Here is a 21,010-nt window from a genome sequence, read left to right as displayed (position 1 = left end):
CTCCTTATATATTTTGATAAAATATTCTAATATTTTAATAAATTTTTAGAAAAACAGGAGGCAAATTTGGAAATATTTTTGCCTATAGCAGGTATTCATATAAATATATTTTACATTATTTTACTTGGGATTGTTGTTGGATTTTTATCTGGATTAATGGGAATAGGTGGAGGAATTATTTTAAACCCTGCTTTAATTAAAATTGGAGTACCACCTATTGTAACTGTAGGAACTTCTGTATCTCAGATGGTTGGTGCTACTGTTTCTGGATTTTTAGCTCATCTCAAACTTAAAAACATAGATTTAAAAATGGGATGGGTTATGGTTTTAGCTGGATTTGTAGGTGGTGGTTTTGGTGTTTATTTAGCAAGAGCTTTAGAAGATGCAGGATATTTTAAAACATTTGTTTTATCTTTATATACTTTTTATTTAGGATTTACTGGTATTACTATGTTGATTGATTTTTTCAAAGGAAAAAAAGAGGAAAAGAAAAAATCAGGTTTAAAGAATTTTCTAAATAATCTTCCTTTTAAAATGAAATTCCAATTTACAGAAATCTCAGTTTTAGTACCTGCAGGGATTGGAGCATTTTCAGGATTTTTAGCAGCTGTAATGGGAGTTGGTGGTGGATTTGTTGTAATTCCTGCTTTAATTTATCTTGCAGGATTTCCTGTAAATAAAGCAGTAGGAATGAGTTTATTTCAGATGATATTTATTACCGCATTTTTAACATACTTTCATGCAGTAGTTAATTTTGGAGTTGATATAGTTTTAGCTGCTTTATTAATGGCAGGTTCTTCTTTTGGAGCAGTTTTTGGTGCAGCAATTGGAGAAAAAATAGATAAAGAAAAAATAAAACTTGTAATGGCTATTTTAGTTTTATCTGTCTCTATTATGAGTTTTTATCAGTTATTTTTTGAAAAGTCAAAACCTAAAGCAGATTTACATCATCTATTAACAAATAGTGAAATTGCACAGTTTGCATATCATCATCCTCATATATATGCTATATCAGTGATAATTTTTAGCTTAATTTTTGGTTTTATAATAAGTAGCTTAACTCATAGACTAAAAGTATTAATAGAGATTTATTTTGAAAAAAGGAAACAGAGAAATGCTTAAAATAGGATGGATAGATTTTTTAAATACTTTACCTTTCAATTTTGAAATTGCAGGAATAAAGCCAGAATTTGAGTATAAATTATATAAAGGAGTTCCAGTTAAGCTTAATAAACTTCTTAGAAATAAAGAAATAGATATTGCAATTGCTTCTTCCGCTGAATACATAGAAAATTTTCAAGATTATCTAATTCTTCCTAATCTTTCTATATCTGCTACAAACAAAGTCCATTCAGTTGCTATTTTTTCAAATAAACAGCTTTCAGATATAAAAGAGGTTTATTTATCAAAAGCATCTAAAACATCAAGATATTTAACAAAGATAATATTTGATATTTTTCTTAAAAAAGAAATATCTTATAAAGAACTTGAAAACTATCAGGATATTGAAAAGAAATCTGTTTTATTAATAGGTGATAATGCTATCTTTTTTTCAGATAGATTTAAATATGTATATGATTTGTCAGAAATATGGTATAAAAATACAGGTTTACCTTTTGTTTTTGCTTTATGGATTTTAAATAAAGAAATCTTTTATAAAAAAGAAAGACAGTTAAGACAGTTTTATAATATATTGATGGAATCTAAAGAAAAAATTTTAAAAAATCTACCAAATTTTGTAAAAAATTTTGTAAAAACAGAAAAATTTAGCAGAGAATTTGCTACAGAATATATAAAAAATCTAGATTATAATTTGACTGAAAAACATATTCAGTCTTTAAAACTTTTTTCAAAATATCTTCAAGATGTTAAAATAATAAAAAAAGAGCCTAAATTTAATCTTTTAAATTTTTAATCTTTTCTAAAACATACTCACCTATAAAGTTTTCAAACTCTTTATTGGCAAGATGATAAGCAGTCCAAAGATGAAGACATTTAACTTTAAAAGGTTTTTCCCAATAATTTTTTATTCCACCAATTCCAACTGTTTCATCAAGTAAAGCTTTTTTAAATACTTCAGGTAAATCCGGATTCTCTGCTACAAATCTTTTTCTATTTTCAATATCTTTTTTATGAAGATTTAACATTTGATTAAAGATTTTTTCATCTTCAGTAATTATCTGAGATATTTTTTTTATTTCGCCCTTTTCTTCAAGTTTTGAGATTAATCTATCTAACTTTTTATCATAAAGCCAGTATCTTGTTGGGTTTGGCTGTTTTTGCTTATTTACTCTGCTATATATAATATAGCCTAAATCGTAAATCATTATCTTAAATGTTTTGAAAAAGAGTTAAGTAGATTTACAGCTATTTCATCAGGATGAAGAGCAGTAAAATTAGAAACAACAGATACTTCATTTGTACTTTTTTTATATCTTAATACTTTATAAGTCCTGCCTTTATTATCTATTTTTCGAAACAAGAAAAAGAGAATATCGTGAGCAAAGTTTGGTTCTATAACTTCAAGTAAAGTATATCCTTTTGAATGCTTGTATAATTCTAATCCCTCTTGTAAGTCATACTTTTCCATTATCGGAAGCATATCTGTTGGCTTATTTATCTCCACTATTTCTCCAGATAATTCTTTATAATAGTTTATAAAAAATATAAGGATTTAAGAAATGATAGTCAATATAGAAAAAATAGTTTATGGCGGAAAAGGTTTAGGAAAACTTAACTCTAAAACTTGTTTTATTCCTTATGTTCTACCAAATGAAAAAGTAAAAATAAATATTAAAAAAGATAAAAAAAGTTTTTGTGAAGGTTATCCTTTAGAAATTTTAGAAAAAAGTGAATATAGGGTAAATCCAGAATGTGAATATTATACTAAATGTGGTGGCTGTGATTTTCAACATATATCTTATGAAAAACAACTTGATTTAAAAAAAGAAATTTTAGAAGAAGCATTATTTAGATTAGGGAAAATTGAAAAGAAAGTAGATAAAATTATTCCTTCAGAAAATCCTTTTTATTATAGAAATAGGGTTCAATTTAAAATTAATAATGGAGAGTTTGGATTTTTTGCTCCAGAAAGTAATGATGTTATAAACATTGATTCTTGTAAAATATCTCATCTAAAAATAAATGAAGCCATAGAAAGTTTAAAGAAGCTTTCAAAAAATCATAAAAATATAAAAGAGATACATATATTTTATCCAAATACAGAAAAGGCTCTTTTAAATATATATCTAAATGAATTTGAAGAATTAGATTTTCAAACTATAAAAGAAAATTTACCTATATCTATAAATGGAGCAGGAATTTATCTAAAAAATAAAAGAATAAAAACATTTGGCAAAAGTTTCACCTTTGAAAAAGTTGGTAAATATAACTTTAGAATTAGCTTAGATAGCTTTTTTCAAGTAAATAGATTTCAGATAGAAAATATTTTAAATGAAGTTTTAAAAGAAATAGAAGAAAATAAAATTGTTGGAGATATATTTTGTGGAGTTGGCCTTTTTACAATACCTGTAGCTAAAAAATCAAAAAAAAGTTTTGGAGTTGAAATAAATAAATCTGCTGTTAAAGATGCAAATTACAATTTAAAGATAAATAACATTCAAAACACAAAAATTTTTGAAACATCAGCAAGTAAGGCTTTAGATATAATTTCAGGTTATCAACCAGAAATACTTATTTTTGATCCTCCAAGAACTGGATTGTATAAAGATTTAATAAATAAAGTTTTAAATTTAAAAAAATTAGAAAAAATAGTTTATGTTTCTTGTAATCCTGCAACCGCTTCAAGAGATATAAATCTTTTAGCTGATAAATTTAAACTTAAAAAAGTTAAAATGATAGATATGTTTCCACAAACTCATCATATAGAATCTATCTTTGTTTTAGAAAGGATTTAAAATCTTCAAAAGGCATAGGTTTTGCAAAATAATATCCTTGCCCATAATTACAACCTAATTCCTTTAATTTTTCTAACTGTTCCTTTGTTTCTATACCTTCAGCTACTGTTTTTACTCCCATAATTTTACTTATATTTATTATAATTTTCACAAGCTCTTCATCATTTTTATCTATAAGCATATCTCTTATAAAAGACATATCTATTTTAATTTCACTACATGGAATTAATTTCAGATATTTTAAAGATGAATATCCTGTTCCAAAATCATCTATGGATATATCAAAGTCCATCTCTTTCATTGCATTTAATCTTCTTAGATTCTCATCAGGATTCTTCATAGTTTCTGTTTCTGTAATTTCAATTATAATATTTTTAGCAGGGACATTGTATTTTGCAGCTAAATCCCATAATTTTTGTGGATAAGTATCGTATTTTAACTGTTCAAAAGACATATTTATAGCAATTTTTAAATCAGGATTTATTTTTAAAAGTTGTGAAGTATAGGAAAGGGCTTTCTCTGTTATAGCACAGCCAGCATCAAACATTAAATTTACTTCAACTAATATTGGTATAAACTCAGTTGGTGGTATTTTCCATCTTGCAAGGGCTTCAGCTCCAATAATTTTACCTGTTTTAAGATCTACTTTTGGCTGGAAATAAACATCAAATTCTTTAAACTGGATAGCTTTTTTTAATTGAGTTATTATTTCTACTTTTTTATTAAAACTTTCATTTATCTTTTTATTGAAAAAAGATGTAGCATTTAATCCTTTCTGTTTTGCATGTTTTAAAGCAATTTCTGCATGTCTTATTAAGTCATCAGGAGTTTTACCATCTGTTGGGAATATAGTTATACCTATATTATAATTAGGATATATTTCTAATCCTTCAATATTAAAAGGTTTTAATAATGAATTTTTCAATTTATTTAAAATAATAGATAAGTTTTCAATATTTTTAATATCTTTAATAGCCATTATAAATTCATCAGAGCCATATCTTGCAACTAAATCTCTATCAAATAAACTTTCTTGAATCCTTTTTGCTATTTGTTTTAATAATTTATCTCCAATATATCTACCATAACTTTCATTTATCTCTGTAAAATTATATATATCTAAAAGTAAAATTGCTAATTTTTTTTCTCCTCTTTTGGCTTCATTTATATATGTTTTCAGTTCTTCATAAAAAAGATTTTTATTAGGTAAATCTGTTATAGAATCATAATTTTGAATATGATAAAGTTTTTCTTCTAATTGTTTTTGTTGTGTGACATCAATAACTGTAGATATTCCTGCGTATTTTCCTTCATATAGTATAGTATTTGTAGTTATATATATCCATTTTCCTTTTCCATCTTTAGTTTTTAATTTTATAATACCACTAAAAGTAAGCTTTTCTCCTTTTAACCTTTTCTTAATTCTTTCTTTAATTTCTTCCTTGAACTTGTCATCTATTAAATCTAAAACTTTCATATTTTTTAATTCATTAGCTGTATATCCTGTAATTTTTTCAACATAAGAATTTACATATAAAATTTTATCTCTATATATTGCAATACCTATATTTGACTTATTTAATATAATATCTAAAAGTTCTTCCTTTAAATTTGAAATTTCATCTTTTATTCCAATATAAAAGGTTTTATTATTTATTTTTATAGGAAATGCTATAAGAAAACATTTAAGTCTCTTTTTCTCTTTTGTAGTACATTCTACTTCTCCTGCAAAAAATCCATCTTTTTTTATAGTCTCAATAATTTTATAAAACTGCTTACCTAAATATACCTCAGGAGTTTTATTTTTTAATTCTTCAATTGAATATTTTATAAGATTCTCATGTATTTTATTTTGATCTACATAATAACCTTTTTCATTTATTAAGGCTATTGCATATTTTGAAGCCTTTAAAAGCTTTTCCTGTATATCATATTCTTTCATGTACTCTCTCCTTGAATATCTATAAAAAAATAAAAGAACCTATTTAAGTTATTATCGAAATAAAGATATAGAAAATTTAAATAAAAACTATGATTTTAACCTGTTAATCATTAATGTTCCACAGCCACCTATCTTTCTTGTTCTATATTTATTTGAAAGGGTAATTTTTAGTCCTTTATTTTTTAAATATAAAAAAGTTTTTTCATAATCTTCATCAGTTGTTGTTTTATATGGTATTCCTTCTATCTCATTATACTTTAATAAGGATATTGAAAATTTCAATTCTTTTGCTATCTCTGCTAATCTATCAAGTTCTTCTTTTGAATCATTAATATCTTTAATTAATAAATAAGCTAAGGAATAAAGTTTTCTCTTTCTGTTTGAAAGTTTTTCAGTATGCTCTTTTAAAATAGAAATTAATTTATCTATACTTGCACTCTTTGGTATAAGCTTTTTTCTATTTTCTTCAGAGACTGCATGTAATGATAAACTTACACCATTATGAGGTAAATTTAAAAGCTGTTTAAAATTTTTTAAAGGAAATCCTGTTGTGTAAAAACTTACTTTTAATCCTTTTTCTTTAAAATACCAAAAGGCTTTTTGGACATTTTCCCAGTTTAAAAGAGGTTCTCCAATCCCTGCAAAAGTTATATTTGTAATATTTTCTTTTTCTGCATTTTCATATTGCTGAATAATCTCTTCAAAAGTTAAATTTCTTATTAATCCCTTCATTCCAGATGCACAAAACAAGCATTTAATAGGACATCCTACCTGTGATGATACACAGAGAGTATTTCCTCTATAAAAAACAGATTCTATTGTGAAGTTATCATCTGTTTCAAGTTCAAAAAGCTTGTTAATATCATCATTTATAATTTCTTTAATTTTAATCATTTTTCTTAATAAAATTACCACTAACTAAAATTAAAGAAGATATTATAATGAAAATAACACCAATTGCAACAGTTCCATTAAACCAAAATTTCATAGGATATATTCTAAGAAGTGTATCTGTATTTGAAAATCTCCAACTTGTTTTACCAAAGAAGAAATTATGAAATATCTCAAAGGCCTTATTATAATCTGTAAAAGAAAGTAGTCCAATAGATATTAAAAAAAGAATAGAAAATATTCCTGAATATAAAAGCATGCTTTTTCTTAAATCTTTAAGAAAGATTAATCCTAATAGCCATAATATAAAAAGAAAATAACTTAAAGGAAAAAGTATAGATAAAAACTTGTTTACATCTTTCATATGATTTATTTCTTTCTGTCTAAATGCTTTTCTTCCATCTGGAAGTTTTGCTTTTTTAAACTCTTCCAATCCTTCTTTAGAAAGAACAGCTTTTAAACCTAATTTTGCAAGCTTTCTTCTATATTCATTATCAAGACCAAATCTATCTTTTGGAAAATCTTTTCTTGAATATTCAAAATCAATAAACCAGTTATTAAATACTAACCTTGAAGATATACCTAGAATCCAAAAAGGTGAAATAAAAACTAAAACAAAAAATATAAATTTCCTCATATTATAGATTTTATGGCTTCTAAAAAGAAATTATTTTCTTCAGGAGTTCCTATGGAAACTCTAAGACAACCTTCTAATTTTGGAAGATACGACATATTTCTTACAAGAACACCTTTTTCAATTAACTTTTTATGTATTTTGTCAGCATCTGCTACTTTTATTAAAAAGAAATTAGCATCAGACGGATAAACTTTTATATTGTTTAGCTTTAATATTTCTTTAATAACTCTTTCTCTTTCAGATTTTATTTTTTCAATTTGCTCTTTTATAACTTCTTTTCCTTTTGTTAAAACAACCTTTGCAACTGCTTCTGTAGGTAATGTAATATTAAAAGGAGATCTAACTTTGTCTAATATAGATGCTATCTCTTCATTTGCAATTAATACTCCAAGTCTAATTCCTGCAAGTCCAATTTTAGAAAAAGTTCTTATTACTATAATATTTTCTTTACTTAATGCTTCTTTTAGAAAATCTTCTTTATCAGAAAAATCAATATATGCTTCATCTACTACTGTAAAAACATTATTTTTAGCAACATATTTTATTAATTCTTTATCAAAGCTATTTCCTGTAGGATTATTTGGAGATGCAAAAAATGCAACATCAGGTTTTTGTTCTAAAGCTTTATCTACACTTTCTTTTCTTAATTGAAAATTTGCATCAAGCTCAAATTCAGCTTTTGGTCTATTTAAAACATCTGAATAAACTCTATACATAGGAAATGTAGGCACTGGATACATTACAGGATTTTTTATATCACCAACTGATTTTATAAGAATTTCTATTAGCTCATCAGAACCATTTCCTAAAACTATATTCTCAGGCTTTATATTATAATGATTAGCTATTATCTCTTTTAATTGTTTATATGTTGGATCAGGATATCTATTAAAAGATAATTTTTTTATCTCATTTGCTATTTCTTCTTTTAACCAACCGGGTAGTTCATAAGGATTTTCATTTGATGAAAGCTTTACTTTTGTAGGAGTTGTTTCAGTTTTGTATGCTTTAAAATCTTTAAATCTATCTAAAAACAATAATTGAACCTCTTTTTAAGTGAGATTTAAAGTGGTGCGAGAGGGGGGAATCGAACCCCCACGGCCTTGCGGCCAAGGGATTTTAAGTCCCTCGCGTCTGCCAGTTCCGCCACTCTCGCATATAAGGAACAATATTATAAAGCAAAAAAAATTTTTTTACAAGATTTTTTGGAGTAATTAGCTAAGCAAGACCCCTTTTTATTAATTCATCTTGGTAAATTCTATTGTAAAGAATTTTCCATTCAGGGGTTCCTTCTAATATTTTCTTTGAGTAAGATTTTATTCTTCTTCTTACTTCTCTGTCTATATCTCTTTCTTCTCTAACAAGCTGTTTTAATTTTTCAAATATTCTTTTTCTAATTTTATTTGGATGTTCAAAAATTTCAACAGTATCATCTGTCTCAATAAGTTTTTTTATTCTGTGGGCTACCTGGTTCATTCTTTCTTCAGGATCAAGATGTATATTTCTTTCTTCTGCTAACTTTTCTTTAACCTTTTTAACAGCAGTAGAATATCTTAGTTCTTCTGATTGGACTATATGAAGATTTTCTTCTACTAATCTTTCTGCTTCTTGTTCTATCTCTTTCTCTTCTTCTATAGCATGAACTATTATTTCTTTTACTTTCCCTTTGAACTCTTCAGGATTTTCTGGCTCTATTATATGATTTTCTATCAATTCATCTATAATATTATCTGATACTCTTTCCACCAGCTTTGCTGGTAGTTTCATATGCTTATCCTCCAAATTTTAAATAGGTTTGTTATTATATTATAATTTTAATTATTTTCCAAATATGGAGGTTTTTAAACTTGTTAAAACTTGGTGAAAAACCACTTATTGCTATACCTGTAAATGATAAAGATTTTGAAGAAACAGTAAATAAAGCTAAGGAAAAAGGAGCAAATATAATAGAACTTAGGATAGATCAATTTAGAGATAGAAATATAAATTATATTTTAGAAAAAATATCCTTCATAAAAAAATTAGGTCTATATGTACTTGCAACTATAAGATCAAAAAAAGAAGGAGGAACGCCTATTTCTGATTATGAAAGAGAAAGAATATTTAAAGAAATAGCTCCTCAGGTTGATATTATAGATATAGAACTTTCTTCAGAAGGATTAAGAGAAAAGGTTATTAAAATAGCAAAAGAGAATAATTGTCTTGCTCTTGTTTCTTACCATGATTTTGAAAAAACTCCTTCAAAAGAAGAGATTCAAAAAATAATAGATAAAGCTTTAGAACTTGGAGCTGATATTATAAAGTATGCTTTTAATGTAAAAACAAAAGAAGATGTTGCAAGAATATTATGTATTACTAATAAAAATAAAGATAAAAATATAGTTGCAATTGGAATGGGTGAACTTGGAAGAATTACAAGAGTATCTGGGTTTTTCTTTGGTAGTGTAATTACTTATTCTTATATAGGAGTAGCTTTTGCACCTGGACAAATAGAAATAGAAAAATTAAAAGATGAACTTGAGTTTTATGGATTACTAAAAGGAGATAAATAATGCCATATAGCATGACAGGAATAGGTTTTTCAGAAATTCAAACAGAAGATTATGAAATATTTGTAAGAATAAAATCTGTTAATAACAAAGGTATAGATATATCTGTAAAAGGAAGTAGAGATATTTTATTTTTTATTGAAAATGAAGTAAGGAATTTTCTGAAAAATTATTTTTCAAGAGGAAGTTTTCAAGTTTTTATTGATGTTAAATATAAAAACCCAGAAAAAATATTAAATATAGATGTATTAGAAAAAGCAGTAGATTATGTAAAAAACATAATGCAAAAAATAAATTTAAATCCATCTGATGATAAAATTTATGAAATTTCTTCATCTTTAATGTCTTCCTTAGAAAAAGAAGAACCTATAGATGAAAATCTTAAAGAAAATGTTTTTAAAGCCTTAGAAAAAGCATCTGAAGAACTAAAAAAAGAAAGAAAAAAAGAAGGAGAAAATTTAGTTAAAGATATTGAAAATAGATTAAATGAAATAGAAAATCTTCTTGAGAAAATAAAACAAGAAAAGGATAATATTATTGAAAAGCAAAAAAATAAGATGATAGAAAAATTAAAAGAACTACTCCAAGAAGAATACAAAGAAAGAGCTTTTATTGAAACAAGTATAATTGCAGAAAAATTAGATATTACAGAAGAGATTGTAAGACTTGAATCACATTTAAAAAGATTTAGACAACTTTTAAAACTTGATGAACCAATAGGAAGAAAATTAGACTTTCTATGTCAAGAAATGCATAGAGAAATAAATACTCTTGGAAATAAAATACCAGATTTTAGTAAATATACTATAGAAATAAAATCAGAAATAGAAAAAATCCGCCAACAAGTAGCTAACATAGAATAGCTACTTCCAGCTTTCTGTTTTATCTTTGAAAATTTCTTTTTTCCATATTGGAGCTCTTGCTTTTACTTCATCAACTATATATCTACAAGCTGCAAATGCTTCTTGTCTATGGCCTGCCCATACAGCTACTAAAAAAGAAGGAACTAACAATGGTACAACTCCTGTTCTATGGTGGACTACTGCATGTTTAATTCCGAATTTATTTTTGGCTTCATTTATTATCTCTTTTATAACTTTTTCAGCCATTGATTCATAAGCTTCATAATGAAGTTCTAAAACCTCTCCATCTTCTGGAGCAGACCTTGGAATACCAAGAAATATATCCACTGCACCACAACTTTCATCTTTATAAGAACTAAATATTTCTTCTAAAGAATACCAGGTTTCACCAATATATATTTCTGGAACCATTATTTACTCCTTTATAAATTTTTAATTTGTCTTACAATAATTATAAACTCTTTTTCTATTTGGGGCTTATTTTGGAAATTTTTTTCTATAAAATTAATCTGATTTAAAAATCCTTTTATCATATCTTTATTTTCATCTATAGAAACTTTATAAGCAAGTTGGAGAAAGTTTTTAGCTAGTTGTAGATAAACCTTAGATATTTCAATATTATTATTGAAATATGCTTTAGAACTATAATAAATTAAATTTTTAAATCTTACTAAATATAGATTTTCTCTACTTGTAAGTTTTATCATAGGGTCTAAAGCTATTTCTATAGATTGTTTTGCTTTTTTTAATCTAGATGCTTTCAAATTGTCGTAAGCTATAGCAAGGAAAGTTTTTGCATCTTTTAATGGATTATCTATTAATGGAAGATTAATATTTTCTGATAACTTCTGTAATTCAGATATCACTTCTTTATTCTTGGATATAGTGTAGTTGTTTAATATCTTGTCTATATTTTCCTTAATATTATCATAATCTGTTAAATTAGCTTCAATACTTTCAATTTCATACTTTAAAGAAATTAAGTCTTTTTTATAATTTTCATCTGGAAAATTTTTCATCCTTTTTATTAAGGTTTCAATATGTTTTTTAATAATATAAGAAGGAGAATAAATAGAAGCTTCATTTAAGAAAAATAAAGCAGATTCTAAAAACGTTTGTGTATTTTTTTTATTTGGTCTCAAACTTTTAAGCTCTGAATAAGCATTTAAGCTAAGATTTAGAGCTTTATATGTATATACTTTTATATTTGTTATCTGATTTTCAGTTATTGATGATGGTATGTTTTCATTTGAAATAGAAACTTTATATATAACTAAGATTAACAAAAATAAAGATGTAAATTTTTTCATTTTTAATCCCTAACTTATTTTGTTTTTTGCTTAAAGAGTATACAACAAATTTTATTGGATAAAAATATAGCTTATGACAACTTTTACCTTTCTTTTTTTAAAAGTATTAAAGCTGTTCTAAAAATAGAGAGTCAGATGTAAAATTTTGATAGTATTAAAATAATGGAAGATATAGCAAAATCAGGAATAGAATTAGCTATTAGAGTAAAAGAAACATTTAGGATAAATGTAAAACATCCATTAAGGAAAAAATCAAAAGAAGGCTGGAATAAGTTTGGTAGGTATAGATATTTAATAGAGAGTTTATTTGGTAATGTAAAACAGAAATTAGGTTCCCACTTTAGGGTAAAAAATCAAGAAATAGCTGAAAAAATGGGTTTAGCTGTTTTTGCTATTTATAATATGTATCTTTTAGTTATTTTTTTCTTTTTTATTACCGCCTTATTTTTAATAATATTTCACTTATTTTTATTTTTGATTGCTTAATTTTAGAATACCTTATTTAATTCTTGACGTTTTATTTATCTTACTATAATTTATAATTATAAATAATTATACCTATAGGGGGTATATGTATGAATAAATGTGATGTTTATCTTTCCGATGAAGCAATGAAGGAATTACTATCCCGTTTATCAAAAATTGAAGGACAGATTAGAGGAATTCAAAAAATGATAAAAAATAAAAGAAGTTGTGATGATATTCTTGTTCAGATTTCTGCTATTAGATCTGCCCTTAAATCTGTAGGAGAAAGACTGCTTGAAGAACATGTAGAATTTTGTGTGAAACCAAGAGTAGAAGCTGGAGATATTAAAGCTTTAGAAGATTTTCTTCAAGCAGTAAAAAAGTTTTCAAAAGGAGGTTGTTAAAATTAAAGATTTAGGTACCATTGTATCTTTACTTGCTGTTTCTTGATGTATACATATAGCAGTAGTTGTAAGAGATGACAATATTAAAAATATACTAAAAGCTGGACATTATAAAGGTAAGATTATAGGTAAAACTAAATTTTGAGGAGGAAACAAACTATGATAAAACTTAGAATAATAGGAATGACTTGTGAGCATTGTGCTGAAACAGTTAAAAAAGCCTTAGAATCAGTTAAAGAAGTAAAAGAAGCTAAAGTATATTTTCCTCAAGGATTTGCAGAAATAGAAACTAAAGAAGAAGTTTCAGTAGAAAAACTAATAAAAGCAGTAGAAAAAGCTGGATATGGAGCTCAAGTTATAAAAGAATCTCCAGAAATATATATTCCAAAAAAAGATATTTATGATTTATTTATTCTTGGAGGTGGCTCTGCAGGTTTTGCTGCAGCTATAAAAGCTTCCGATTTAGGTGCAAAAGTTTTAGTGGCTGAAGATAATATAATAGGAGGAACTTGTCTTAATAGAGGATGTGTACCTTCTAAATATCTTATAGAAGTAGCAAATACATTTTATACACCTTTAAAAAACCCATTTTCTGGTATTAAACTTGAAAAAGGAGAAATAGATATAAAAAAAGTTATTAATGAAAAAGAAGATTTATTAAATGAACTTAGAAAAGAAAAATACTGGAATATTCTTGATGCTTATCCTCAGATAGAGTATAGAGATTGTAGAGGAAGGTTTGTAGGTAATACATTAGCACAGGTAGGAAAGGACAAAATAAGCTTTTATAAAGCAGTTATAACAACAGGAGCAAGACCGGGTATTCCACCTATAAAAAATCTTTCTAAAGTCAAATACTATACAAGTGATGATATATTTAACATAGATCATTTACCAAAACATTTGATAATTATTGGCGGTGGAGCTATAGGTTTGGAACTTGGACAAGCATTCTTTAGAATGGGAAGTAAAGTAACTATTGTTGAAGCTTTACCAGAAATTGCGATGGTAGAAGAACCAGAAATAAGAAAAGAATTACATAAAATTCTTAATGAAGAAGGCTTAAACATACTAACTAATGTTAATATAGAAAATGTATTTGAAAATGGTAATGAAATATTTTTAGAATGCGAATTAAATGGCAAAAAATATAAAATAGTAGGAACAGATATCCTTGTAGCTACTGGAAGAACACCTAACACAAGGGATATAGGTCTTGAAACTGTTGGAGTAAATACAAATCCAAGAGGTTTTATAGAAACTAACGATTATATGCAAACATCAAATTCAGATATATATGCAGCTGGAGATTGTGTAGGAAAGAAAATGCTTGTTACTGTTGCAGCAATGGAAGGAGGTATAGCAGCAGAAAATGCTCTTTTAGGAAACAAAAATAAAGTAGAATATTTATCCGTTCCTCATGCAATATTTACTGATCCTGAAATCGGTTCAGTAGGATTAAAAGAAAAAGAAGCTAAAGAAATGGGATATGAAGTAGAAATTAGAGTTCTTGATTTTTCTAAAGTTCCAAGAGCAGCGTTAAGTCTTCTGACAAAAGGAGTTATAAAAATGATAGCTGATAAAAAGACAGGTAAAGTTTTAGGTATACATATTCTCAGTCCTCATGCTGCAGAGATTATACATAAAGCTGTATTTATAATTAAATACGGGCTTACTATTGAAGATATAATACAAGCAGTTGATGTTTATCCTACTTTATCAGAATCTATAAAACTTTGTGCTCAAAGTTTTAAAAAGGATATATCAAAGCTCTCTTGTTGTGCCCAGTAGCTTAAAGATTGACTATAATATTTTTATAGAAAATAAAAGAGGATCAAAAATGAAAATAGTAGCTATTCTTCTTGCGGCAGGGCAAGGAAAAAGATTTGGAGAAAAAAAGCAGTTTATTAAACTAAAAGGAGAGCCTTTATTCCAGTATTCTATTAATACTATAAATAAAATAGATGAAATTACAGATGTAATATTAGTCTTACCAGAAGAAGATATAGAAAGAATAAAGATTTTTTCATTTAAAAATATAAAAAAAGTAATAGGCGGAAAAGAAAGACAAGATAGTGTTTACAATGCCCTCCAAGAAATAAGTAATGCAGATATTGTAATAGTACATGATACTGCAAGGCCTTTTGCAACAGAAAAAATGTTCTTAGATGGAATAAAAAATATAAAAAAAGGATTTGATGGGAGTGTTACAGCTATTCCTTCAAAAGATACAATAAAGAAAGTTAAAGAAAATAAAGTTATTGAGACTCTCAAAAGAGATGAGCTTTATATTATTCAAACTCCTCAAACATTTAAATTTGATATCTTAAAAAAAGCCCATGAAAAAGCAAAACAAGAAAATTTTTTAGGAACAGATGATTCTTCTCTTGTTGAAAGGATAGGTGGAAATATTACTATAAATGAAGGTTCTATTTTAAACTTTAAGATTACAACAAAAGAAGATTTAATACTTGCAAAATGCCTTTTAAATAAGGGACCAAAAAAGTCCCTATTTTAATTATTCTGTTGCATAACTATGAAGTCCTGGGAAATATAGATTAACTCCAAAATAGCAGATTAAAAGCATTATAAAACCAGCAACTACTATCCAGCTTGCTGTAGTATCTTTCCATTTACCAATTGTTCTACCATGAATGTATGCAGCAAAGAAAAGCCATACAATTAAAGCCCAGTTTTCTTTTGGATCCCAGCTCCAATAACTTCCCCAAGCTTCATTTGCCCAAGCTCCACCAAGTATTATTGATGCAGTCCATATTGGAAAAGATATAGCAACTGCTTTTAATGCTATTTCTGATAATAGGCTTTTCTTAGGTAAGAATTTACCAATAGGTTTTAAAACATAAGTAGCAAAGTAAATAAATGTTAAAAGAAGTAAAACAAATATTATTCCCATTATCATTGTTTTTAAATCTTTTGCACCTGTTAATGTCCAGTAGCCAAAAGGAATTAATAAGGCTAAAGAAAAAACAAAACCTGCAATATGTTTAATATCTACTTTAATATCTTTATCAAAATTATTTCTTATTAAAAATGCAACTGATGCTCCAAATGCTATTGTAAATCCTGCATAACCTGCAAATGATGCAAGAACATGTATATAAAGCCAATAACTTCTAAGGGCTGGTACTAATGGTGAAATTTCAGTATTAAACTGATGTGCCCATATTATTAAAAATGCAACTATTGGAAAGAAAAAAGCTCCTATTGCTTTTACTTTATATTCCCTTTCAATATACAGATATAAGGTAGTAGCAAGCCAAGGAAAGAACATTAAAGATTCATAAAGATTTGTCCAAGGTGGATGGAATACTCCAAGATTATATGCTTCTATTCCTCTTACAAAAAGGCCAGCAGACTGGATAGCCCAAGCAGTGAAAGCTGTTAAAGTTGCTATTTTTGATAATTTTTCTCCTTTAAAAAATACTGCAACTATATAAAAAATTGCAGCAGCAAGATATATAATCCCGCTTATCTGAAAAAGTAATACATTATGAATCTTACCTGATAATATAGATACTGCCGTTAAACCTAAAATAAATAAAATAGAAAAAATAGTAAATGTTAGGCCAGCAGTTAGAGAAGACTTTTCTTTATATGTTAATACCTGTTCCATTTAAATCCTCCAGTTAGTAATAGCTTAGTATCTTATATTATTTAGCTTTTTTTAGTTTGTCAAACTTATTAGAACTTTAATATATGCTAAATTTCTCGTTGCTTTTTTCTTATGGTTTTTATCATAAAATTTAAGAGTTTAAAGTATATAATTAAAATGAAAATAAATTTATGGAGGTTTTAAGTATGGCAGAAAATACTGTAAAAATAGATAGAGAGAAAGTTGAAGAAGTTTTAGAAAAAATAAGACCTGCTTTAAGATTTGATGGTGGTGATGTTGAGCTTGTAGATATTGGAGAAGATGGCACTGTTTATGTTAGATTAATGGGTGCTTGTTCTGGATGTGCTATGTCTTTAATGACTTTAAAAGGTGGAATTGAGATGAAATTAAAAGAGGCTATTCCTGAAGTTAAAGAAGTTGTAGCTGTTAATTTAGAACAACCAATGTTTTAATAAAAAGGCTCCTCAAGGAGCCTTCATTTTCATTAATTTTATTAATTATCTTCTTGTCCTGAATTTTCTTGTTCTTGTGAAACCTGTTTTATTATATCTTCAAGAATATTTCCTAAAATCTCTCCCCTTTGATATAAAGTATGAGTGTTAAATACTTTATTTTTCCCATTTTTAGCTATTTCTTCTCTTTCTATAGGAGCATCTTCTAAATAATAAGCAATTTTTCCTTCTATTTCTATAGGATCCATTGGATGATATGTAACAATTTCTTGATTTTCAATAAAGAATGATTCTGCTGCTAATTTTTTTTCTACCATTGTTAATGATTGAGAAGCTATACTATAAAAAGTTGTAATTCCTAAGCTTGATGGTAAGAAAGGAGGTTGACTTAATAAAGATATTTTAGTTCTAGCTAAAAAAGTTGTAATATCTTTTAAAGAGGTTATATCTTCATATACAACAATATTTTCTTTTGTTTCTCCTCTTACTTCTCCAAGAATATTTACTTCAAACTCATCTACGGAATCAAGAATATGCCATCTTCTTAAGTTCATTGCATATCCACCAATTTCTGCAAGTAAAGCTATAAACTCTTCATCTTTTTCTTGTTGAAATTTAGTTAATACTTCTTGAAATTGTGGATTAAATTGAGATATTAAAAATCCAGATGCAAATCTTATTGGCATTTCAGGGTTTCTATATATAAGCCTTCCAAGTTCTGCAGCAAAGGTAAAAAGCCCTTCATCTAATCTTTCTTTCCAAGTATTTTCATAAATAACTGGATCTATTACTGGACCAACAAAAGCTATATCAAAATCTTTCTCCATAGCAGGTGGGATATTGCTTGGATTAACTCCCGGTGGTAAAAGGGCTACATTTTTTCCAAGCTGAGAAAGCCATTGAGCATGTTCTACATCAACATTTAAAAATAAAAGTTGATTTGAAGATATTACAGGTTTTAACTTCATATAATGAAGCATAGGATCTTCTAAAAACCAGCTTACATGGATATTCCCAACTATATCAAAAAGAGGTTTTCTAGTTCCTTTTTCATCTTCTGCAAATATAACTCCATCTAAATTAAGATCAAAAGTAAAAAGTGGTTTAAACTCAAAAAGCTTATCTACAACTTCTTGAATATTTTCAGGAGTTGGTTCTAAAGTGATAGTTTCAAATCCTTTTGCAGATAAAGATTTTTCTAATGCATTAATTATTTCTTCACCAAAATTTCTTGGATCAGGTGTTTTTATAAAGGCAATTCTTGGTTTCATTATTCCTCCAAATTTATGATAATATTATCAATTATTTTACTACATAAAAGTCAGTTTAAAATCATGGAAGAAAAAGAAAAAATAATAATTTTTGGATTAGGATATTTCAGCAGAAAATTAATAGAAGTACTTTATCCTGAATGGCCTATTATAGGCATTGATATTAAAGAAGAAAAAATAAAAAATTTAAAAGAAAAATATCCAGAAGCAAAATTTATAGTTGGTGATGCAAGTAGCGTTCTTGTTTGGAAAAGTATAAACTTTGAAAATGTAAAACATATAGTTATTAATATTAAAGATTCAGACGTTTCTTTAGAAGCATGTAGATTGGCAAGGGAAGTTTTCAATATTGAAATTCCTATTACTATCTTTTTATATGATGAAGAGAAAGAAGAACTTTTTCAAGATTTTAAAAATATAAATCTATTCAAGCCTTCTCAAATAATAGTTAATTCAATTTTGGCTTTAATAAAAAGAAATTACAAAATAGCTACAAATATAGGTCTTGGAAAAGGTGAAATAGTAGAAGTTGAGGTATCAGGTAAGTCTCATTTTACAGATAGAAAATTAAAACATATAAAGCCTTCAAAATGGAGAGTTGCTGCCATTTATAGAAACGGTGAATTAATTATTCCAACTGGAGATGAAAAAATACAAGTTGGAGATAAAGTTGTTATTATCGGAGATCCAAAAGTACTTGAAAATGTAGTTAATATACTTAAAAAAGGAATTCCTGAGTTTCCTTTACAATTTGGCTCTATTGTAGCTACAGTATATGCAGATAGATTTAGAAAAAATATTGAAGAATTATGGTATTTATATTCTAATACAAGGATAAAAAAAATATATCTTTATCCTTTTAAGAATTTTGAAATCTCTGATAAAGATAAAATTTTTATTTATCAAAAATTTGGAAATGCAGAAATAAAAAATAATATATCAAGTTTGAAAAAGTTAATAAAAATAGATAATGACTTGGATATTGCATTTCATGTTATTCCTTATAATAATTTATCCTTTTTTGAAAAATTCAGTATAAAATACATTTTTGAGAATGCTAAAAAGCCATTTTTTATATCAAAAGGTGAATTTCCTTATAAAGAAATAAAAGTATTATTAAATAGTCCAAATCCTGCAGTTGTTTTAGATATTGCCATAGATATAGCAAGGATGTTAAAAGTTGATATTAATTCTTTTTATGTTGCAACGCCAAAAGCTTTAAGATCTGAAGAGGAAGAACAGAAACTAATAGAAATTAATAATATAATTTTAGATTTTGAAAATATTCATAAAAAAAAGCTAAACCTTAAAATCCTTGAAGGAAATCCAGTGAAAAAAAGTTTAGAGTACTTAAATTCTTCTGAAGATAATAATTTACTTGTTATGTCATATAAAAAACAACACATTTCTATTTTTAATCCAAGTCCTCAATATTTAATAGCTAAAAAATGCAAATGTTCTGCATTTATAATTCCTGCTGAGGAAAAAAATGAATAATGTTGAAGCAATTTTAATTCTTATAGTTGTTATTGGTGCTTTCTTTATGCCAATAATAAGCAGAAGATTAAATCTTCCTTCTCCAGTAGCTGAAATAATATTTGGACTTTTTATGGGATTAGGTTTTAAGGATATTATTCATCAAACTGATATTTTAAATTTTTTAGGAGAACTTGGATTTATTATATTAATGTATTTAGCAGGTTTAGAAATTAAATTTGAAACTTTAAAAAAATTACCAACAAAAGAAATTCTACTATACATTTCTGTAATTATTTTAGTTATCTTAATATCATTTTTAGTAATTTATACTCTTAATTTAGCTTATATTTACTTGTTAGTTTTAATGATAATAGCTGTTGGGCTTCTATTTCCTGTACTAAAAGATGCTGAACTTACCTCTTCAAATTTAGGTCAATCAGTTCTTATAATAGCAAGTATTGGAGAAGTAGTTAGTTTAGTAGCTATTTCTTTATTTTTTCTTATTGCAGAGTTTGGTTTTTCTGAGCAAACATTATTTAGGCTTTTTGAAATATCTTTATTTTTCTTAGCTGTTTATTATCTTTTAAAAATTTTTAAGCTTATAATATGGTGGTATCCTGAAAAATTTGTATTTTTATTTGAGAATGATGATATTACAGAAACTGCAGTAAGATATAATTTTGTAAATATGTTTATCTTTGTATCCCTTGCTGCATTACTTGGCCTTGAACCTATAATTGGAGCTTTTTTTGGTGGACTTTTATTAGGAATAATTGTAAAAGAAAAAGAAAAGATAATAGAAAAACTATCTGCTTTTGGTTATGGATTTTTAATTCCTATATTTTTTATAGATGTTGGTTTAAAGTTTAATCTCCTTGAGTTGTTAAAATTAGATATTATTTATAATGCTTTTATTTTATCTATCTTGATGTTAGTTGTAAGATTTATGGCGTCTATTATTCTATATTTTTCAAAATTTTCTTTTAAAGAAATATTAATTATTCCTTTTGCTTTATCTATGCCTTTAACATTACTTGTTGCTGTTGCTACCTTAGGGTATGAAACTCATTTAATTAATCAAAAAGAAGCATCAAGTATCTTATTAACTGCTATAATTAGTGGTTTAATTTTTCCATGGATATTTAAAAATTTAGTAAAAAGATTAAATTTTATACAAAAATAAAATTTAAAGGATA

The 21,010-nt window shown here is 26.3% G+C and carries 23 protein-coding genes and 1 tRNA gene; 12 read left to right on the top strand and 12 right to left on the bottom strand.

The window, feature by feature from the left end:
• Window positions 1–66: 66 nt before the first annotated feature.
• Both CLV39_RS01060 and CLV39_RS01055 read left to right on the top strand, forming a co-directional pair.
• Window positions 67–1,122 carry a sulfite exporter TauE/SafE family protein gene (locus tag CLV39_RS01060; protein WP_121922380.1) on the top strand — a complete coding sequence of 352 codons (1,056 nt, stop codon included), beginning with the start codon at window positions 67–69 and terminating at the stop codon, window positions 1,120–1,122.
• The gene (locus CLV39_RS01055; RefSeq protein ID WP_121922379.1) at window positions 1,094–1,915 is read left to right on the top strand and encodes a menaquinone biosynthesis protein; all 822 of its coding nucleotides are present in this window, start codon (window positions 1,094–1,096) and stop codon (window positions 1,913–1,915) included. Before CLV39_RS01060 ends, CLV39_RS01055 begins: the two co-directional genes overlap by 29 nt.
• On the opposite strand, the gene CLV39_RS01050 is transcribed toward CLV39_RS01055, so the two are convergent.
• Both CLV39_RS01050 and CLV39_RS01045 read right to left on the bottom strand, forming a co-directional pair.
• A complete protein-coding gene (locus tag CLV39_RS01050; protein ID WP_121922378.1) occupies window positions 1,896–2,327 on the bottom strand; it encodes a DUF501 domain-containing protein in 432 nt (143 codons plus the stop codon). The genes CLV39_RS01055 and CLV39_RS01050 overlap by 20 nt on opposite strands.
• Window positions 2,327–2,626, bottom strand: a complete 300-nt coding sequence (locus tag CLV39_RS01045) for a hypothetical protein (RefSeq protein ID WP_121922377.1) — start codon at window positions 2,624–2,626, stop codon at window positions 2,327–2,329. Before CLV39_RS01045 ends, CLV39_RS01050 begins: the two co-directional genes overlap by 1 nt.
• Before the next feature lie 55 nt (window positions 2,627–2,681).
• Here CLV39_RS01045 and CLV39_RS01040 point away from each other — a divergent pair, with 55 nt between their 5' ends.
• On the top strand, window positions 2,682–3,917 hold the full coding sequence (locus CLV39_RS01040; RefSeq protein ID WP_121922376.1) for a class I SAM-dependent RNA methyltransferase: 1,236 nt from the start codon (window positions 2,682–2,684) through the stop codon (window positions 3,915–3,917).
• On the opposite strand, the gene CLV39_RS01035 is transcribed toward CLV39_RS01040, so the two are convergent.
• From CLV39_RS01035 to CLV39_RS01010, 6 genes are all read right to left on the bottom strand, one after another.
• Window positions 3,892–5,859, bottom strand: a complete 1,968-nt coding sequence (locus CLV39_RS01035; RefSeq protein WP_121922375.1) for a sensor domain-containing protein — start codon at window positions 5,857–5,859, stop codon at window positions 3,892–3,894. The genes CLV39_RS01040 and CLV39_RS01035 overlap by 26 nt on opposite strands.
• 87 nt (window positions 5,860–5,946) lie before the next feature.
• Window positions 5,947–6,753 carry a radical SAM protein gene (locus tag CLV39_RS01030; protein WP_170145576.1) on the bottom strand — a complete coding sequence of 269 codons (807 nt, stop codon included), beginning with the start codon at window positions 6,751–6,753 and terminating at the stop codon, window positions 5,947–5,949.
• Window positions 6,746–7,387 carry a TIGR01906 family membrane protein gene (locus tag CLV39_RS01025; protein ID WP_121922374.1) on the bottom strand — a complete coding sequence of 214 codons (642 nt, stop codon included), beginning with the start codon at window positions 7,385–7,387 and terminating at the stop codon, window positions 6,746–6,748. Before CLV39_RS01025 ends, CLV39_RS01030 begins: the two co-directional genes overlap by 8 nt.
• Window positions 7,384–8,424, bottom strand: a complete 1,041-nt coding sequence (hisC, locus tag CLV39_RS01020) for a histidinol-phosphate transaminase (protein WP_121922373.1) — start codon at window positions 8,422–8,424, stop codon at window positions 7,384–7,386. Before hisC ends, CLV39_RS01025 begins: the two co-directional genes overlap by 4 nt.
• 32 nt (window positions 8,425–8,456) lie before the next feature.
• Window positions 8,457–8,543: transfer RNA gene (locus CLV39_RS01015), tRNA-Leu, on the bottom strand.
• A gap of 62 nt (window positions 8,544–8,605) precedes the next feature.
• Window positions 8,606–9,154 (bottom strand): DUF507 family protein, encoded by a 549-nt coding sequence (locus CLV39_RS01010; protein ID WP_121922372.1) that lies wholly within the window; start codon window positions 9,152–9,154, stop codon window positions 8,606–8,608.
• Window positions 9,155–9,234: 80 nt separating this feature from the next.
• On the opposite strand from CLV39_RS01010, the gene aroD reads away from it, so the two are divergent.
• Entirely contained in the window at window positions 9,235–9,939 is a 705-nt protein-coding gene (gene aroD / locus CLV39_RS01005; RefSeq protein WP_121922371.1) for a type I 3-dehydroquinate dehydratase, read from the top strand.
• Window positions 9,939–10,799 carry a YicC/YloC family endoribonuclease gene (locus CLV39_RS01000; RefSeq protein ID WP_121922370.1) on the top strand — a complete coding sequence of 287 codons (861 nt, stop codon included), beginning with the start codon at window positions 9,939–9,941 and terminating at the stop codon, window positions 10,797–10,799. Before aroD ends, CLV39_RS01000 begins: the two co-directional genes overlap by 1 nt.
• Here CLV39_RS01000 and CLV39_RS00995 read toward each other — a convergent pair whose 3' ends face one another.
• Both CLV39_RS00995 and CLV39_RS00990 read right to left on the bottom strand, forming a co-directional pair.
• A complete protein-coding gene (locus tag CLV39_RS00995; protein WP_121922369.1) occupies window positions 10,800–11,210 on the bottom strand; it encodes a molybdenum cofactor biosynthesis protein MoaE in 411 nt (136 codons plus the stop codon). It abuts the gene before it with no gap.
• Window positions 11,211–11,221: 11 nt separating this feature from the next.
• The gene (locus CLV39_RS00990) at window positions 11,222–12,109 is read right to left on the bottom strand and encodes a hypothetical protein (protein ID WP_121922368.1); all 888 of its coding nucleotides are present in this window, start codon (window positions 12,107–12,109) and stop codon (window positions 11,222–11,224) included.
• A 153-nt stretch (window positions 12,110–12,262) separates the two neighbouring features.
• On the opposite strand from CLV39_RS00990, the gene CLV39_RS00985 reads away from it, so the two are divergent.
• From CLV39_RS00985 to ispD, 4 genes are all read left to right on the top strand, one after another.
• Window positions 12,263–12,595: a transposase gene (locus CLV39_RS00985; RefSeq protein WP_281271961.1), complete on the top strand. Its 333-nt coding sequence runs from the start codon at window positions 12,263–12,265 to the stop codon at window positions 12,593–12,595.
• Window positions 12,596–12,684: 89 nt separating this feature from the next.
• Window positions 12,685–12,978, top strand: a complete 294-nt coding sequence (locus tag CLV39_RS00980) for a metal-sensitive transcriptional regulator (protein WP_121922366.1) — start codon at window positions 12,685–12,687, stop codon at window positions 12,976–12,978.
• Window positions 12,979–13,137: 159 nt separating this feature from the next.
• Window positions 13,138–14,769: a mercury(II) reductase gene (gene merA / locus CLV39_RS00975; protein ID WP_121922365.1), complete on the top strand. Its 1,632-nt coding sequence runs from the start codon at window positions 13,138–13,140 to the stop codon at window positions 14,767–14,769.
• Between the two features lie 49 nt (window positions 14,770–14,818).
• Window positions 14,819–15,496, top strand: coding sequence for a 2-C-methyl-D-erythritol 4-phosphate cytidylyltransferase (ispD, locus tag CLV39_RS00970; RefSeq protein ID WP_121922364.1), 678 nt, complete (start codon window positions 14,819–14,821; stop codon window positions 15,494–15,496).
• On the opposite strand, the gene ccsB is transcribed toward ispD, so the two are convergent.
• Window positions 15,497–16,612: a c-type cytochrome biogenesis protein CcsB gene (ccsB, locus tag CLV39_RS00965; RefSeq protein WP_121922363.1), complete on the bottom strand. Its 1,116-nt coding sequence runs from the start codon at window positions 16,610–16,612 to the stop codon at window positions 15,497–15,499.
• 185 nt (window positions 16,613–16,797) lie between these two features.
• On the opposite strand from ccsB, the gene CLV39_RS00960 reads away from it, so the two are divergent.
• Window positions 16,798–17,064: a NifU family protein gene (locus tag CLV39_RS00960; RefSeq protein WP_121922362.1), complete on the top strand. Its 267-nt coding sequence runs from the start codon at window positions 16,798–16,800 to the stop codon at window positions 17,062–17,064.
• A 41-nt stretch (window positions 17,065–17,105) separates the two neighbouring features.
• Here the strand turns inward: CLV39_RS00960 and CLV39_RS00955 are convergent, their stop codons facing one another.
• Window positions 17,106–18,335 (bottom strand): glycosyltransferase family protein, encoded by a 1,230-nt coding sequence (locus CLV39_RS00955; protein WP_121922361.1) that lies wholly within the window; start codon window positions 18,333–18,335, stop codon window positions 17,106–17,108.
• A 63-nt stretch (window positions 18,336–18,398) separates the two neighbouring features.
• Between CLV39_RS00955 and CLV39_RS00950 the strand changes: the two genes are divergently transcribed.
• Both CLV39_RS00950 and CLV39_RS00945 read left to right on the top strand, forming a co-directional pair.
• Window positions 18,399–19,832, top strand: a complete 1,434-nt coding sequence (locus CLV39_RS00950; RefSeq protein ID WP_170145575.1) for an NAD-binding protein — start codon at window positions 18,399–18,401, stop codon at window positions 19,830–19,832.
• Window positions 19,825–20,997 carry a cation:proton antiporter gene (locus CLV39_RS00945; protein WP_121922359.1) on the top strand — a complete coding sequence of 391 codons (1,173 nt, stop codon included), beginning with the start codon at window positions 19,825–19,827 and terminating at the stop codon, window positions 20,995–20,997. Before CLV39_RS00950 ends, CLV39_RS00945 begins: the two co-directional genes overlap by 8 nt.
• The last annotated feature ends 13 nt before the right edge of the window (window positions 20,998–21,010 follow it).

Source organism: Hydrogenothermus marinus, from assembly GCF_003688665.1.
Classification (GTDB): domain Bacteria; phylum Aquificota; class Aquificia; order Aquificales; family Hydrogenothermaceae; genus Hydrogenothermus; species Hydrogenothermus marinus.
This window is presented reverse-complemented; position numbering and strand designations above follow the sequence as displayed.